Annotated in this window: 18 protein-coding genes; 16 read left to right on the top strand and 2 right to left on the bottom strand. The window is 32.6% G+C overall.

The window, feature by feature from the left end; all coding sequences use genetic code 11:
* Window position 1 precedes the first annotated feature (1 nt).
* The 7 genes from dnaA to CCZ01_RS08280 all read left to right on the top strand — a co-directional run bounded on the left by dnaA (window position 2) and on the right by CCZ01_RS08280 (window position 6,681).
* Entirely contained in the window at window positions 2-1,318 is a 1,317-nt protein-coding gene (gene dnaA, locus CCZ01_RS08310) for a chromosomal replication initiator protein DnaA (protein WP_112052758.1), read from the top strand.
* A 150-nt stretch (window positions 1,319-1,468) separates the two neighbouring features.
* Entirely contained in the window at window positions 1,469-2,536 is a 1,068-nt protein-coding gene (dnaN, locus tag CCZ01_RS08305) for a DNA polymerase III subunit beta (protein ID WP_112052757.1), read from the top strand.
* An 8-nt stretch (window positions 2,537-2,544) separates the two neighbouring features.
* Entirely contained in the window at window positions 2,545-4,908 is a 2,364-nt protein-coding gene (gene gyrB / locus CCZ01_RS08300) for a DNA topoisomerase (ATP-hydrolyzing) subunit B (RefSeq protein WP_112052756.1), read from the top strand.
* Window positions 4,909-4,917: 9 nt separating this feature from the next.
* Window positions 4,918-5,298 carry a preQ(1) synthase gene (gene queF / locus CCZ01_RS08295; RefSeq protein ID WP_112052755.1) on the top strand — a complete coding sequence of 127 codons (381 nt, stop codon included), beginning with the start codon at window positions 4,918-4,920 and terminating at the stop codon, window positions 5,296-5,298.
* A gap of 1 nt (window position 5,299) precedes the next feature.
* Window positions 5,300-5,929 carry a glycerol-3-phosphate 1-O-acyltransferase PlsY gene (gene plsY / locus CCZ01_RS08290; protein WP_112052754.1) on the top strand — a complete coding sequence of 210 codons (630 nt, stop codon included), beginning with the start codon at window positions 5,300-5,302 and terminating at the stop codon, window positions 5,927-5,929.
* Window positions 5,930-5,938: 9 nt separating this feature from the next.
* Window positions 5,939-6,280 carry a dihydroneopterin aldolase gene (locus CCZ01_RS08285; protein ID WP_112052753.1) on the top strand — a complete coding sequence of 114 codons (342 nt, stop codon included), beginning with the start codon at window positions 5,939-5,941 and terminating at the stop codon, window positions 6,278-6,280.
* Entirely contained in the window at window positions 6,277-6,681 is a 405-nt protein-coding gene (locus tag CCZ01_RS08280) for a hypothetical protein (protein ID WP_112052752.1), read from the top strand. The genes CCZ01_RS08285 and CCZ01_RS08280 overlap by 4 nt, the downstream gene beginning before the upstream one ends.
* A 124-nt stretch (window positions 6,682-6,805) precedes the next feature.
* Here the strand turns inward: CCZ01_RS08280 and CCZ01_RS08275 are convergent, their stop codons facing one another.
* Complete coding sequence (locus CCZ01_RS08275) at window positions 6,806-7,276, bottom strand: DUF302 domain-containing protein (protein ID WP_112052751.1); 471 nt, start codon at window positions 7,274-7,276, stop codon at window positions 6,806-6,808.
* A gap of 96 nt (window positions 7,277-7,372) precedes the next feature.
* On the opposite strand from CCZ01_RS08275, the gene CCZ01_RS08270 reads away from it, so the two are divergent.
* The 5 genes from CCZ01_RS08270 to CCZ01_RS08250 are packed head-to-tail and all read left to right on the top strand — an operon-like array spanning window position 7,373 to window position 10,578.
* A complete protein-coding gene (locus CCZ01_RS08270) occupies window positions 7,373-7,720 on the top strand; it encodes a DMT family transporter (RefSeq protein ID WP_112052750.1) in 348 nt (115 codons plus the stop codon).
* Window positions 7,717-8,037 (top strand): SMR family transporter, encoded by a 321-nt coding sequence (locus CCZ01_RS08265; protein ID WP_112052749.1) that lies wholly within the window; start codon window positions 7,717-7,719, stop codon window positions 8,035-8,037. The genes CCZ01_RS08270 and CCZ01_RS08265 overlap by 4 nt, the downstream gene beginning before the upstream one ends.
* A 10-nt stretch (window positions 8,038-8,047) precedes the next feature.
* Window positions 8,048-9,187, top strand: coding sequence for a carboxynorspermidine decarboxylase (nspC, locus tag CCZ01_RS08260; RefSeq protein WP_112052748.1), 1,140 nt, complete (start codon window positions 8,048-8,050; stop codon window positions 9,185-9,187).
* Window positions 9,187-10,077: a tRNA 5-methoxyuridine(34)/uridine 5-oxyacetic acid(34) synthase CmoB gene (gene cmoB / locus CCZ01_RS08255; RefSeq protein WP_258437117.1), complete on the top strand. Its 891-nt coding sequence runs from the start codon at window positions 9,187-9,189 to the stop codon at window positions 10,075-10,077. Before nspC ends, cmoB begins: the two co-directional genes overlap by 1 nt.
* Window positions 10,078-10,092: 15 nt before the next feature.
* The gene (locus CCZ01_RS08250; RefSeq protein ID WP_112052747.1) at window positions 10,093-10,578 is read left to right on the top strand and encodes a PaaI family thioesterase; all 486 of its coding nucleotides are present in this window, start codon (window positions 10,093-10,095) and stop codon (window positions 10,576-10,578) included.
* A gap of 2 nt (window positions 10,579-10,580) precedes the next feature.
* On the opposite strand, the gene CCZ01_RS08245 is transcribed toward CCZ01_RS08250, so the two are convergent.
* The gene (locus CCZ01_RS08245) at window positions 10,581-11,312 is read right to left on the bottom strand and encodes an RluA family pseudouridine synthase (protein ID WP_258437114.1); all 732 of its coding nucleotides are present in this window, start codon (window positions 11,310-11,312) and stop codon (window positions 10,581-10,583) included.
* A 141-nt stretch (window positions 11,313-11,453) separates the two neighbouring features.
* On the opposite strand from CCZ01_RS08245, the gene CCZ01_RS08240 reads away from it, so the two are divergent.
* From CCZ01_RS08240 to CCZ01_RS08225, 4 genes are read left to right on the top strand one after another with little or no spacing between them, the layout of a single operon-like run.
* Complete coding sequence (locus tag CCZ01_RS08240; RefSeq protein WP_112052746.1) at window positions 11,454-11,864, top strand: CoA-binding protein; 411 nt, start codon at window positions 11,454-11,456, stop codon at window positions 11,862-11,864.
* Window positions 11,861-13,066, top strand: a complete 1,206-nt coding sequence (gene ilvA / locus CCZ01_RS08235; RefSeq protein ID WP_112052745.1) for a threonine ammonia-lyase — start codon at window positions 11,861-11,863, stop codon at window positions 13,064-13,066. Before CCZ01_RS08240 ends, ilvA begins: the two co-directional genes overlap by 4 nt.
* Window positions 13,067-13,077: 11 nt before the next feature.
* Window positions 13,078-14,280, top strand: coding sequence for a hypothetical protein (locus CCZ01_RS08230; RefSeq protein WP_112052744.1), 1,203 nt, complete (start codon window positions 13,078-13,080; stop codon window positions 14,278-14,280).
* Between the two features lie 8 nt (window positions 14,281-14,288).
* Window positions 14,289-14,972, top strand: a complete 684-nt coding sequence (locus CCZ01_RS08225; RefSeq protein WP_112052743.1) for a pilus assembly FimT family protein — start codon at window positions 14,289-14,291, stop codon at window positions 14,970-14,972.
* Window positions 14,973-15,216 lie beyond the last annotated feature (244 nt).

Here is a 15,216-nt window from a genome sequence, read left to right as displayed (position 1 = left end):
ATTGATTGGAAAAGAAGTATTATCCCAATTAAAAGAAGAAATTAATGATTTTGAATATGAACGATACCTCAAACAATTGCAATTTGTAGAGGAAGAAAGTAAACCTAATTTAGCAGTTTTTAGTGCCCCTAACATTTTAATAGCACGTTGGATTAACACAAAATATAGCAGTCGCATTGCCTATCTTTATGAGCAACAGTCAGGAACTGCGACAAAAGTTAAAATTATCCTTTCTTCTGCACGTAAAAAGACAATTACTTATAACACACAGGCAAAAATAAAAAAAGAAGGTTTAATTGACCCGAGTGCAACTTTTGATACTTTTATTACAGGAGATTCTAATCGCATTCCCTACAATGCTGCCCTTAAAATTGCACAGCAACAAGGGGCATTCAATCCTCTATTAATTCATGGTGGAACAGGTTTAGGAAAAACCCATCTTCTGAATGCTATTGCAAATTTTGTTGGACGCCATAAAAGTGTGAATTTCATTACAAGTGGCGAATTTATGGATGAATTTGTGAAAGCTATTCGAAACAAAACAATGGATAAATTCAAAGAAAGATTTCGTTCTAGTGATTATTTACTTATTGATGATGTACAACTTCTTGGAAAAGGAGAACAGGTACAAAATGAATTCTTCCAAACTTTTAATGAATTACACAGCAATAAAAAACAGATTGTATTAACTTCAGATGTTCACCCAAAATATCTCAATAATCTTGACCAACGTCTGAAAAGTCGTTTTGTTTCAGGTATGATTTGCGATATTTGTCCACCGGAACTTGATACAAAAATTGCAATCCTTAAACAACGTTGTGAAATTGATAGAATCCATATTAATGATGATATTTTATATTATATTGCTACGAATGTAAATGATGATATTCGCGTTATTAGTGGCCTATTAATACGTATTAATTTTGCAGCAAGTATTGTCCAACAAGAAGAGATTACATTAGAATTAGTTAAAGGACAATTACAAGAATACTTCAATAAAGAAGATAAAGAAATTACATTAGGGCATATTGTTGAAATTGTCTCTGCAAATTTAAATGTTAAACCGTCAGAAATTACAAGTAAGTCGCGTAATAAAGCAATTGTGAATGCAAGGCGCATTGTCATTTATATTGCACGCAGTCTTACACCAAATTCTATGCCTGAATTAGCAAAATTCTTTAACATGAAAGATCATAGTTCTGTGAGTAAATCTTTTAAAACAATTGAAAAAGAAATTAAAGCTAATAAAGAATTTAAAGCAAAGATTGAAGAATTAAAAGTTAAAGTCAAGCAAAAAACCAACCAAAATACGCTATAATCCATTCAAGAATGGGATTAAAAGTGAATAATTCTGCATTTTTTCACAAGTAAAAAATGTCCAAAAATCGCTAAAATAGGGGCTAAACAGATTTTTTCCCATATTCAACCAGCCTACTATTACTATTACTAATATTTTAAAGGAGATTCAATGCAATTCAGCATTAAAAAAGAAATTATCGAACCCCTAATAAACCTATTACAACCCTTTCTTGACAAAAAAGATGCAAGTCAAATTACTGCACATATTCTTTTAGAAGTTCAAAATGGCATTTTAACACTTCATGCAACAGATTACGAAATGGGTTTAAAAATCACACAAACCTCAATTAATATTAAAGAAGAAGGTAAAATCACAGCTAATGGTAAAAAACTCGTTGATATTATCCGAACCCTTAAAAATGGTGATATTCATTTTAAAAAAGATGGAGAAAATTTACAAATTTCGCAAAACAAAAGCCGTTTTAAACTTCCAACTTTTATCGCTGAAGAGTTTCCAAAAATTCCAGATTTTTCAAATTTTAATTATATTGATTTTCCTATTTCAGATATATTTTCAGCTTTTAAAAAAGCTCTTCCTATTATTGATAATTCAGCAACACGAATCGAAATTACAGGTATATTAATTAATATTCAAGATAATAAAATTGAATTTGTAGCTACAGATACTCGTCGTTTAGGAATTATTAGTCAAGACTGTCATTTAAATCCAACGCACTTTATTATCCCTAAAAAAACTTTAACAGAATCCCTAAAAATAGAATTCACAGATGCTAAAATCTATCATAGTCAAGCTGATTTTGTTATTTTTGATTCTTCCTTTACCTTTTATTCTAAACTTATCAATGGACAATATCCAGAATATCAGAAAATTATACCCAAAAACCTAGAATTTAGTTTTGAATTACCACGTGATACATTTCTAGATTCAATTCGCCTCATCTCATCTTTAAGTCAGAATATTAAAGTTATTTTTAATAATAATGAAATTACCTTTTGTTCTCTAAATTCTGATGCAGGGGAAACTGCTGAAACAAGTATAGAATTTCCTACAAATTTATCAGAACCACTTACCATTGCATTAAATTCAAAGAATCTCCTAGATTTTCTATCCCACATTCAGTCTCCTACTTTTAAATTTAAAATTAATGAGCCAAATACCCCTTTCTTGCTTGAAAGTCAGGATTTCATTACAATTATCATACCTATCATACTTTAAGGAAACAAATGGAAACAAATCATTATTCAGCCGAGAATATTAAGGTTCTTAAAGGACTTGAGGCTGTTCGCGTTCGTCCCGGAATGTATATCGGTGATACAAATTCTAAAGGGTTACACCATCTTATTTATGAAGTTGTCGACAATTCTATTGATGAAGCGATGGCAGGTTTTTGTACGCGTATAGAAATTACACTCACTCAAGATGGATATGCCATTATTAGAGATAATGGACGTGGGATTCCTGTAGATATTCACCCAACAGAAAATCTATCCGCAGCTACTCTTGTCTTAACAACATTGCATGCAGGGGGTAAATTTGATAATGACACTTATAAAGTTTCTGGAGGATTACATGGGGTTGGTGTATCTGTTGTAAATGCACTTTCTCGTAATTTGAAAATGACAATTCATAAGAATGGTAAAATTTATGAGCAACATTTTCAAAAAGGTATTCCACAAGATGATTTAACTATTATCGGAAAAACAACACAAAATGGCACAATCATTCAGTTTTTACCCGATGATACAATTTTTGAAGAAGTCATTTTTTCTTTTGATATTCTTAGTCGTAGATTTAAAGAATTAGCATTCCTTAATCCAAATATCACCCTTATTTTTAAAGATGAGCGTAGTGGTATTAAAGAAGAATACCATTTTGAGGGTGGATTAAAACAATTTGTTGCAGAAATTAATCATAAAACCTTACTTTCACAAATTGTAAGCTTTAGTGATTGTTCAGATGAAAAGGATAATCGTCTAGAAGTCGACATTGCATTAGCTTATAATGATGGTTTTGATGAGCGACTATATAGCTTTGTGAATAATATTAAGACTCCAGAAGGTGGAACTCATGAAGCGGGTTTTAGAACAGGATTAAGTCGTGCGATTATCAATTATATTGAGGCAAATGCTTCTACGCGTGAAAAAGATGTAAAAGTGAGCGGTGAGGATATTCGTGAGGGTTTAGTTGCGATTGTGTCTGTACGCGTTTCAGAACCGCAATTTGAAGGACAAACAAAAGGTAAGTTAGGTAATTCTTTTGTACGTCCGATTGTACAAAAAATCGTTTATGAAAAATTGTCAAAATTCTTTGAAGAAAATCCAAACGATGCAAAAGCAATTATGCAAAAAGCGTTATTAGCGGCAAGAGGGAGGGAAGCTGCTAAAAAGGCAAGAGAGCTTACGCGAAAAAAAGAAAGTTTTAGTGTAGGAACACTTCCGGGTAAACTTGCAGATTGCCAGAGTAAAGACCCTGCAGAATCTGAATTATTTTTAGTTGAAGGTGATAGTGCTGGGGGTTCTGCAAAAAGCGGTAGAGATAGATTTTTTCAAGCCATTTTACCTTTGAGAGGTAAGCTTTTAAATGTCGAAAAAAGTCGTTTAGATAAGATTCTTAAAAGTGAGGAAATTAAAAATATGATTACCGTACTTGGTTGTGGTATTGGTGATGAATTTGATATTTCTAAAATTCGCTATGAAAAGATAATTATCATGACGGATGCTGATGTTGATGGGAGTCATATACAAACTTTACTATTGACTTTCTTTTTCCGTTATTTAAAGCCTGTGATTGAATGTGGTTATTTATATATCGCTCAACCTCCACTTTATCGTTTTAAGAAGGGTAAGACAGATATCTATCTAAAAGATGACCGTGCTTTGAGTGGTTATTTAATTGAAAATGGCATTGAGAATTTTGTGTTTAAGGATATTGGCTCTAGGGAACTTTTAGATTTTTTGAAGAATGTTAGCATTTATCGTGCAATTTTAAATAACATTGCAAAACGTTATAGTCTAGTTGAAGTTGTACAATATTTAATCGAAAATCCGCAAATTGAACAGTTAGAAATTAGGGAACTATATTTAAAGATTGAATCATTTATTCAAACATTGAATTATCATATTCTGAATACCTATTTTCAAGAAGATAGTTTGATGTTATATATTCAAACAAATAATGGATTACAAAGCATTGAAATTAATCAAAATCTTTTTTGTGATGTATTTTTTAAAGAAGCAAGAGAAAAATATCAAGATATTACAAAACGGGATTTAGGATTTCTTGAGGGTAAAGATATTATTAAAACCTTGGAAGAAATTGAAGAAAGTGCTAGAAAAGGTGCAAATATTCAACGCTATAAAGGTTTAGGAGAGATGAATCCTGAACAATTATGGGAGACAACAATGACGAAAGATAACCGTCATTTATTGCGTGTAAAAATTACACATTCAGAATTTGATAAAACTCAAAAAGAGATTGATGAAGATGAAGCGGATAAAATCTTTGCTTTATTTATGGGTGATGAAGTTGAGCCAAGACGAAATTATATTCAAGAACATGCAAATGATGTAAAAAATCTTGATATTTAAGGAATAAAAATGAAATATGGTGAAAAAGAAATTACGGAATTCAATCCTGATGAGATTGAGATTTGGGAAAATAAGAATGATAGGTTCTATACTATTCGCTTAACACTACCTGAATTTACTTGCCTTTGTCCGCGTAGTGGTTATCCAGATTTTGCAACAATCTATGTTGATTATGTTCCTCAAAGATATGTTATAGAATTGAAAGCAATTAAAATTTATATTAATTCTTTTCGTACACGCTACATTAGTCATGAAGATAGTGTAAATGAAATTTATAGTTTATTGTGGAATAAATTGCAACCTAAAGAATTGGTAGTAAAAGCAGATTTTTATCCGCGTGGCAATGTGCATACAATTATTGAAGTTGATAGTAGAAAATGTGAGAAATAAGATGGAAATCTTGAGTAATATCAACATTCAATTCTATCTAATTACTTATTTGATTGCAGGTATTCCATTTGGAATGTTGATTGTTAAAATTATTTATGGTATTAACTTGAGGGAAGCAGGAAGTGGGAGTATTGGGGTAACAAATGTTTTGCGTGTTGTTAAAGAAATAGATGCAAAAAAGGCAAAAATTTTGGCTCTAACCACATTTATATTTGATGCAACTAAAGGTGCGGTCATTATTCTTATTGCAAAATATTTCTTTGATATTAGTGCTGAAACACAATGGGCAATTGCTGTATTGAGTGTTATTGGGCATTGTTTTAGTCCTTATTTAGGATTTGAAGGTGGAAAAGGTATCGCGACAGGTGTCGGCGTTATGTTTGTAATGCTTCCTCTTGAAGCAGTGATTGGATTGGTGGCATGGTTTATCGTAGGAAAAGTTTTTCGCGTATCTTCATTAGCCTCTATGGCAGGATTATTTGGGTTTTTAATTAGTAATTACTTTTTACACCCTGTTTTACCTATTATCCAGACTCATGCTCCCATTATTATTATTGCGTTTATTATTTTATATAAGCATATCCCAAATATTAAGCGTTTAATTCAAGGAAAGGAAGAAAAAGTGATTTAGGTTTTAGTTATGTTAATTAAAATTCAAGATTTAAGTTTTCAGACAATTATTGGTTTGTTACCCTTTGAGCGGGAAGTTCCCCAAAAGGTAGTTATTCAGTGCTATTTACAATATGATTATGAAGAGGCAATTTTTTTGGATTACGCGATTGTGCGAGAATATTTAATAAGAACGATGCAAAAAGAGAAATTTAAAAAGTTAGAAGATGCAATAGAATTTCTTATTATTGGTCTAAAAAATCTTTTTCCCTTTATACAATCCCTTTTTATGGAGATTCAAAAACCTGATATTTTTATGGATTGTGTTGTTTCTGTTTGCTGTGAAAAAAAATTTAGCAAGGATTCTTTTTGAAAATACAGACTTCCATACAAAACACGGTTGATCGCTTGAGTTCTATGGCAATTCAGGAAGCAATTCCTTACGTGTTGGATTATTCAGAAAAAAGTGTAGGAGAATTAGAAAAAGCATTAGAACGTCATTATTGTTTATTAAATAATGCACAAGACAAAGAGGAAGAGGTTTGGCAGTTAACCTCTATGTATGGAGCTTATTTAGGCAAGCTACTGTGGCATAGAATTCTTAAAGATTATGGGTTTGAATGGAAATTAAGCACAGAAGGTTTATTGGTTCTCAAGAGTGATAAGCGCGAGTTTTCACCACTGGCAAAAGTATACAAAAGGCTTTTGAACGGTAAAAATGAAAATATTATAGATTTTTTTCAGGGTGTAATTTTAGTAATGAATGAATATTAAAAAATGATTGTATAATGAAGATAATAAGAAACAAACAACTACTATTAAGGAGAGTGGTGTTATAGTGACCACTCTCACTTAAAATAGAAGGCTATGATACTATTAAGTTATCAGCGTTTAAATTCTAGTTTCTGATTGCATCGCTTAGATCTTGAAGTAACTTTTCCGTATTATTCAAGAATGCGTCATTTGCACTCAATTTGAATGGGATAGCAAAAGAAGTCGGACGCACAAACCCAACAAAAGTTTTACCTTTTCTCTCATAAATAAGTAACTTTAGCGGTAGTTGTACAGCCAGATTTGGTGTTGCAGTCATTTTATCTGCACCAGCAGCAGGGTTACCAAAAATTAATACTTGCGTGGGTTCTAAATTTTTTTTAGCCTCCTTTGCAGCTGCTGCATGGTCGACAATATAAAACAATTTTAATCCCTTACTAGCAATAAAATCTTTTGCTTTTTGTAAGGTTTGCTTTAAATCATTCTTACTTTCTTTCAGAACAAATTGCTCGTCATTGTTAATAATGAAATCCTCTGCTTGTGCAAATGCAAAGCTAAGGAAAAACAAGGGTAGAAGCCTGATTAGAATGTTTTTCATAAGAAACCTCCGAATAAAGTTTTGTGACCAAATTATAGATAAAATGGGTAAATTAAAGACAATATGATAAAATGCTTATATTAAAAAAGGAGTGTGATGTTTAAAAATTGGCTTTTTTTGTTTGTGGCGATTATTTTTGAGGTATGTGGTGTGAGTTTAATGAAACAAATTGATGAGAATTGGTTAAAATATAGCACAATGTGCTGTATGATAGCTATTTCTTATTATTTTATGGCATTAGCAATTAGAAAAATTCCAGTTGCAATTGCTTATGCAGTATGGGAAGTTTTGGGCTTAATTTTAGTTGTTCTCTTTTCGTTGGTGGTTTTTGGTGAATCTCTTAGTTATTGGCAAATATTTGCAATGATTCTTGCAGGTTGTGGAATTCTGCTGATTAATTTAGGTGAAGTACATGAAGAGAATCCTAATAAGGAAAATGGATGAGTTTTGTTTTTGTTTTTATTGTTTTATCTGCAATTTTAGATATTATTGCAAATCTACTCTTGAATCTTTCAGATGGATTCAAGCGGATTAATTATGGTGTATCTGCCATTGTGCTTGTTTGGCTTGCATTCTATCTTTTAAGTTTGGCTATCACAGAAATTCCACTTGCCATTGCTTATACACTTTGGGGTGCAATTGGTATTGTAGGAACAACACTTGGTGGTTGGTATTTTTTTAAACAAAAGCTTAATTTTATAGGGTGGATTGGCATTGGTTTTGTTATTATCGCTATTGTGATTCTTGAAAATACACATTAAGGAAAATTAGATGAGAACATTATATCCTCAAATTCCTTCTCCTTGCTATGTTTTGGAGGAAAAAAAGCTAATCCAGAATTTAGAGATTCTTAAACATGTTCAAGAAGAAAGTGGAGCAAAAATTCTTCTCGCATTAAAGGGCTTTGCTATGTGGAAATCATTTGATTTGATTCAGCAATATTTAGCAGGAGTTACTGCAAGTGGGATTTATGAAGCAAGGCTTGGAAGTGAAGAGTTTAAAGGTGAAATTTGTGTCTTTTCTCCAGCATATAAAGAAAAAGAGATTGATGAACTTTTAGAAATTGCAGACCATATTATTTTTAATTCTCCCCATCAACTACACACATTCAAGCAAAAAGTTTTAAATGCAGAACGCAAAGTTGATTGTGGAATTCGCGTGAATCCTCTGTATTCAGAAGTTTCCCCGCCTATTTATAATCCTTGTGTCGAGGGAAGTCGCTTAGGTATCACTCCAAAGGAACTTGAAAAATGTGATTTAAATGGTGTCAGTGGATTGCATTTTCACACACATTGTGAGCAGAATAGTGATGCCTTAGAACGCACACTTGAGCATTTTGAAATGTATTTTGGGCATTTAGTTGATTCGATGAAATGGGTTAATTTTGGCGGTGGACATCATATCACAAGAGTTGATTATAATGTTGAATTATTAATTCAGTTGATTCAGAAATTTCGGCAAAAGCACCAACAAGTAGAGGTTTATTTAGAACCCGGTGAGGCAATTGGTTGGCAATGTGGATTTTTGAAAGGCAGTGTTGTGGATATTGTGCATAATGTAATGGATATTGCAATATTAGATGTAAGTGCGAGTGCTCATATGCCTGATTGTCTTGAGATGCCTTATCGTCCAATGGTGAGGGATTCTTCAGAGCCAGAAATTTTAGAGCATACTTATCGTTTTGGTGGTCCAACTTGTCTTGCAGGTGATGTAATTGGAGATTATAGCTTTAAAGAACCACTTCAGGTTGGAAGTGAAGTGATTTTTGAAGATATGGTGCATTACACAATTGTTAAAAATAATACATTCAATGGCGTTCCTCTTCCTTCAATTGGGTGTTTACGCAAAGATGGTCACTTCGAGCTATGGAAGGAATTTGGCTACTTAGATTATAAAGAAAGAAATAGTTAATGCAACAAGAATTAGACAAGCAACGACAAAAGGTAATGAATAATAAAATATTAAAGCCGTTGTTGCAATGTATAGAATCCTTGCAAACTCCATGTTTTTCGCTAGATTCTCAACTTCTTTCGCGGGGTATTGTGGGCTTTGAAGCGGAGATTTCTACAGAAATTTACACAATTGCACAGCAATTAAAACCTTGGAGAAAAGGTCCATTTTATATCGGTAATTTTTTCATTGATAGTGAATGGGTGAGTTCTAAGAAATTTGACATTCTTAAACCATATTTACAGCTTAATGGGAAAAGGATAGGGGATATTGGTTGCAATAATGGCTATTATTTGTATCGAATGTTAGAATTTTCACCACGTGAATTGGTTGGATTTGATCCTTCATTTCTCGCTTATTTGCAATTTCTTCTAATGAATCGTTTTTTGCAAAGCCCTATTGTGTTTGAATTATTGGGCGTGGAACATTTACCTTTATATACGCCACCATATTTTGATATATTATTCTGTTTAGGTGTTTTATACCATCGCTCTGATCCTATTCAAACATTAAAAATTCTAAAAAATGCTTTAACTCCAGGCGGGGAACTATTTTTAGATACATTGATGATTGAGGGTCATCATGAGGTTGCCCTTTTTCCTAAGGAAAGATATGCTAGAATGAAGAATGTATATTTTATCCCCACTCAAAAAACTTTAGAAAATTGGCTTTATCGAGCAGGATTTAAAGAGATACAATGCCTTGATATTGTTAAAACAACAATCGAAGAACAACGTGTAAGTTGTTGGAGTAGTGAGCAGAGTTTGGGTGATTTTTTAGATTCTTCTGGGCAATTTAGTATTGAGGGCTATCCTGCCCCACAAAGGATCTATGTCTATGCAAAAATCTAATATAAAGGAATTATAATGGACGAACAACAAGGCGTGGTTAATCTACCAGAAGATGAAGAGCTTGCCCCCTTAAATAAAGATAATATAACCATTCAGCAGGTTTATACGGAGGCAGATACTTCTACATTTGGGATTGTTAAGGAATTACGTCCAGGTTTTTGTGCGGTAAGTTTTACACCTAATTCTAAAATGAAGGTTGATGCTTTAGGATTAGTGCATTCAGGTTACTTATTCTCAGCTGCAAATTATACGGCTATGTGTGCGGTGAATGAACCTAACGCTGTACCTATTTCTGCACAATGCTATTTTTTTGCTCCATTTGAGTTAGGTAATACTTTGGATTTAAGGGCAGAAATGCTACAAAATGATACTAAAAAGCGAGAAGTGAAGGTAGAAGGTTTCGTGTTAGACATTAAGGTATTTGAAGCTATCTTTGAAGTTGCTATCTTTGAACATCATGTTTTTAAACTTCAAATTACCGGACAAAAGAAATTTGATTAGTTTTAAAGTTTAAAATCAGATGGTTTTTGGGCAGTGATTTGAATGTTAAATAAGTTAATTTTATGGGAATGCAAGAATATTCTTTTTGCTTCTTTTCCACCATATTGCATATCACCTAGTATTGGATAGCCAATGGAAGCAAGATGAGCTCGGATTTGATGAGTGCGACCAGTTTTAATGACTACCTTCAGTAAAGTTTTTTTATTTTCGTATTCTAAAGGTGTTATATGAGTGAGTGCGGGTTTTCCTTTTTGATGAATGGTTGATTTTGCTTTTGAATTTTTTTGTGTTAGAATGGGTTTATCTATTTGCATTTCATCGTTAATAAGTCCATTAACAATAGCTAGGTATTCCTTGTAGACTTCTTGTTTTTTAAAGGCATGAATAGTCTTTTTTTGTAATTCTTCATCGTCCTTTAATCCTAAAAGAATCACTCCACTTGTTTCTTTATCGAGGCGGTTAAGAAGTTGATAGTCAGGATAAAATCGGAGTAATTCTTCAGAAGTCATTAAACAGGGTTTATCTAATATAAGCAGAGAATCTTGCTTATACAATACGGAAGGTTTTGCAATTTTTTCTATTCTAAAATGTGTTTTTGTATCTAAAAGTGCACGTGCAACCCTTAAACGACGATGACCAACATAAACAATACCGCTATCTATCATTGATTTTGCTTCATTGTGTGAAATATTTGTAGCAATTGCGAGTAATTTATATGCTTTTTCTTGCTTCAAGAAACACCTTTATTATAGAATGTGGTGTATTATATATTGTGATGGATTCAGTCTAGCTGAATAAAATATCAAAGAATACTAAGAATTGTTCATTAAAGTTAGATTTTTTGCTACAATTCCTAGCAATATTAAGGAGTGAGAATGCAAAGTTATGATGATGCATTAATAAAAAGCTTTTTAAGCGGAAAGCATATCGCAATTGTAGGACTTTCAGATAATCCGGATAAAGTTAGTTATCAGGTGGGAAAATATTTAAAAAATAACGGCTATAAACTTTATCCTATTTATCCAAAGGGTGATGAAATTCTTGGCTTTAAAGTTTATCGTAATATCGCTGAACTGCCTTATAAGGTTGATGTATTAAATATTTTCAGAAAAAGCGAAGCAATATTAGATATTGTTAAAGAGGCAATAGATTCGCAAAAAACTTCTCGTATTTGGGTACAATTGGGTTTACATAATCAAGAAGCAAAGAAATTGTGTGCAGAACACAATATTCCCTATATTGAGGATATTTGCATTAAAATAGAACATCAAAGGTTAGGGGTATGATTGCTTTAAGTCAAATTGTTGAAGCTTATGAGCGAATTTCTACTATTGCCCATCAAACAAAATTGATTTTTGCACCAAGAATGAGTGAATTAAGTGGGGCGAATATTTATCTTAAACAAGAGAATTTGCAACACACAGGGGCATATAAGTTAAGGGGTGCATTTAATCGTATTGCATTGATGAGTGAAGAAGAGAGAAGTAAAGGTGTCTTGGCTGCAAGTGCCGGAAATCATGCACAAGGCGTTGCGTATAGTGCAAGATATTTTGGCATTAAGGCGGTTATTATTATGCCTGAATCTACACCTTTATTAAAAGTGAATGGGGTTAGGCGGTTGGGTGCTGAAGTTATTTTATCTGGTGATAATTATGACGAAGCTTATGCTTATGCACAAGAATATGCTAAAGAAAATGATTTGTTTTTTATTCACCCTTTTGCTGATGATAGTGTTATTGCAGGGCAGGGAACAGTAGGGCTTGAAATTATTCGTGAAAGAAGTGATATTGATACAATTATACTTCCTGTTGGTGGCGGAGGCTTAATTAGTGGCGTAGCAGCATTGTATAAACAAATGAAGCCTAGCGTAAGAATTATTGGAGTTAGTGCTTATGGTGCTCCTGCAATGTATCAATCATTTTTAGCTAAGGAAATTCAAGAATGCAAGAGTGTCCATACTATTGCTGATGGTATTGCTGTACGCGATGTGCATTCAAAGACCTTTCAATATATTCTTGAAAGTGTAAATGAAATGGTTTGTGTTGATGATGAAGAAATTGCAAATGCTGTTTTATATTTATTGGAGAATCAAAAGGTTGTTGTTGAAGGGGCTGGAGCTGTTGGTGTAGCAGCTTTATTACATAATAAAATTACATTCAAACCAAAAGAGAATGTTGCTATTGTACTAAGTGGAGGTAATATTGATGTAACCATGCTTGGCGTAATTATTGAAAAAGGTCTGCTAAAGTCGCAAAGAAAAATGAAATTTTCCGTTGTGTTAGTTGATAAGCCAGGTAGTTTAAAAAAGCTAACTGATATTTTAACGCAAGTGGGAGCAAATATCGTGCAAGTAGATTATGATCGCACACTTACAGATTATGGTGACGCAAGTATTACGATTGTGCTTGAAACAAAAGGTGGAGAACACCAGGATATTATTCGAGGAGAATTACACAAACATCGATTCGAGGTGAAAGAATTAGCATAAGGTGCAATAAAATGATTGAGAACGAGAAAAGAAAAATACAAAAGTATATTATTCTTTTATTGGTCTTGAATGCATTATGGGCATTTTATGTCGCTCATCAGTTAAGTATTAGTTTATATGAGGTGCGTCGTATTGCAAATCATAGCGGTATTGGATTGTATTTATTTGAATGGGTAAAAATATTCTTTGATAAATACGATATTTACCGCATTCCTTATATTTTGCAACATCTTTGTAGTCTTTACTTGTTTTATTTGTTTGCTGTAGAGGTTCTTAAGCAACCAAAAGATGCGTTTGGTGCAACAATTTTATTCTCTTTGTTGCCTGCTAGCAATATTTCTTCCGTATTGATTGGAAATGGTGGAACAACACTCTTATTTGTACTTTTAATTCTTTATACAGAGGTGCGAAATTCAAAGTTATTTTATTTATTTCTTATTCTTTCTTTTTGGGTCAGTCCTAGTTTTGTGATTTTTTATATCGCTTTCTTTTTTTATACATTTTTGCGACACAGGTTTATTTCAGCAATACTTGCATTTTTGTTATTAATTGGAAAGATTTATATTGGTGAATTAGGTATTAGTGGTTCTCCTAAGGGATTTTTTTTGGATACACTCGGTGTTTTTGCTTTACTCTTTTCTCCTGCTTTATTTATTTACTATGTCTATGTTTTGTATCGTTTGCTACTTAAGCAAGGAAAACAATTAGTGTGGTATTTATCATTTATTACATTGATTATTTCTCTTTTACTTTCTATGAGACAAAGACTGTTTTTAGAATGGTTTGTACCTTTTTTAATGCCGGGAATTGTGCTATGTATGCAGGTTTTTTTGTCAGGATTAAGGGTGCGGTTAAAACCATTTAGGCGACAATATCTAATATGGGCAAAAATTATTTTTTTCGTATTATTACTTTCTTGGATTGGTTTGATTGGTAATAAATTCTTTTTTCCATTATTGAATGAACCACAAGATCATTTTGCGTATAAATTCTATATTGTACGTGAATTAGCCGATGAATTAAAAAAACTTGGAATTACCGCTATTTATACACCTGATTCAAGATTGAGAGAAAGGCTGGAATTTTATGGAATCCAGTCAGGGGGTGATTATGTTTTAAGTAGCCTATCTGGAGATAAGGGTGAAATTGTAATTCAGTATTATGGAAGTGTTGTGGCAAAATATTATCTTTCTTCTAAGTTGTCTGCTAAGTAGATTGTTTGATGAAATGTTTTAGTCTTTTGGAAATGATTTGCTTATTGATATGTATAGGTTTGATTGGCTTTGTGGCGTTGGTGCGATGGGAAAGTATTGACCTCAAAAAAGCAAAAGATCAGATCATTAGTGATTTATTATTAACAAGGAATCTTGCAATGAGAGATGATAGGAGCGGAATACGCAATTACAATAAGCCCTTTAATATTGCTGAGGAAATGCGACTAAAGAAGATTCTTGAACAATCTTGGAGGTTACAATTTCATACAATCTCTAACCAGAACGAAGGATTTATTGGTGCAACTTATTCTATTTTTGCAAAACGTCCTCGTCGTAGCGGAGATATTGATAATCGCCCAATGGGATTTGTAGATATTGCAAAAAACCCCATTACAGGGGAATGTAAGTCGTGGTATAATTACATCGATATGCCCAAAAATTGCCGTGATATTCGCGATGATAGGCTAAGAATCGGCAAAAATTATGGCGTCGATGAGGTAGAAATTAAATGGCAAACAAAAGGTTGTACAAGCGTGAATAAAACAATTTATTTTAATTCGTTGGGGGTACCTCACTGTGGCAGTGCAACTGCAATTAGAGAGATTAACCAAGATGCGACTATATACATTTATGCTAAAAATCGTCAATATTTTGAAGTAATTCGTCTGTCTGAAATTTATCCATTTTATTGAGGGATTTTTGGGGTATTTTAGTATGAAGTTTTCAAACTTATGCGAAGAATAATTTTTTAAGTATAGTTTAAGAAAATATGCGTATAATTCCAACTCACATTTACACAGAAGTTAGCGTTAAAACCTTGCTGGTGGTGTTCTTGTGTTGTTCTTTATTCAAAAACCAAACGATATTTTTCGGTTTTTATGATCTTTGACAACTAAGCAAGAGTAAAGGCTATTTTGGTCAATTACCTTTAATTAC

The sequence above is a fragment of the Helicobacter monodelphidis genome, from assembly GCF_003288845.1.
GTDB lineage: Bacteria > Campylobacterota > Campylobacteria > Campylobacterales > Helicobacteraceae > NHYN01.
Note: the sequence above shows the minus strand (reverse complement) of the source record. Positions and strands in the feature narration are given on the sequence as shown.

Coding starts and splice junctions, on each gene's coding strand:
- CCZ01_RS08265 (WP_112052749.1), top strand. CDS start 7,717: ATGAGTTTTGTTTTTGTTTTTATTGTTTTATCTGCAATTTTAGATATT.
- CCZ01_RS08270 (WP_112052750.1), top strand. CDS start 7,373: ATGTTTAAAAATTGGCTTTTTTTGTTTGTGGCGATTATTTTTGAGGTA.
- queF (WP_112052755.1), top strand. CDS start 4,918: ATGAAATATGGTGAAAAAGAAATTACGGAATTCAATCCTGATGAGATT.
- CCZ01_RS08250 (WP_112052747.1), top strand. CDS start 10,093: ATGGACGAACAACAAGGCGTGGTTAATCTACCAGAAGATGAAGAGCTT.
- nspC (WP_112052748.1), top strand. CDS start 8,048: ATGAGAACATTATATCCTCAAATTCCTTCTCCTTGCTATGTTTTGGAG.
- gyrB (WP_112052756.1), top strand. CDS start 2,545: ATGGAAACAAATCATTATTCAGCCGAGAATATTAAGGTTCTTAAAGGA.
- dnaN (WP_112052757.1), top strand. CDS start 1,469: ATGCAATTCAGCATTAAAAAAGAAATTATCGAACCCCTAATAAACCTA.
- CCZ01_RS08285 (WP_112052753.1), top strand. CDS start 5,939: ATGTTAATTAAAATTCAAGATTTAAGTTTTCAGACAATTATTGGTTTG.
- CCZ01_RS08230 (WP_112052744.1), top strand. CDS start 13,078: ATGATTGAGAACGAGAAAAGAAAAATACAAAAGTATATTATTCTTTTA.
- CCZ01_RS08225 (WP_112052743.1), top strand. CDS start 14,289: ATGAAATGTTTTAGTCTTTTGGAAATGATTTGCTTATTGATATGTATA.
- CCZ01_RS08275 (WP_112052751.1), bottom strand. CDS start 7,276: ATGAAAAACATTCTAATCAGGCTTCTACCCTTGTTTTTCCTTAGCTTT.
- CCZ01_RS08240 (WP_112052746.1), top strand. CDS start 11,454: ATGCAAAGTTATGATGATGCATTAATAAAAAGCTTTTTAAGCGGAAAG.
- plsY (WP_112052754.1), top strand. CDS start 5,300: ATGGAAATCTTGAGTAATATCAACATTCAATTCTATCTAATTACTTAT.
- ilvA (WP_112052745.1), top strand. CDS start 11,861: ATGATTGCTTTAAGTCAAATTGTTGAAGCTTATGAGCGAATTTCTACT.
- cmoB (WP_258437117.1), top strand. CDS start 9,187: ATGCAACAAGAATTAGACAAGCAACGACAAAAGGTAATGAATAATAAA.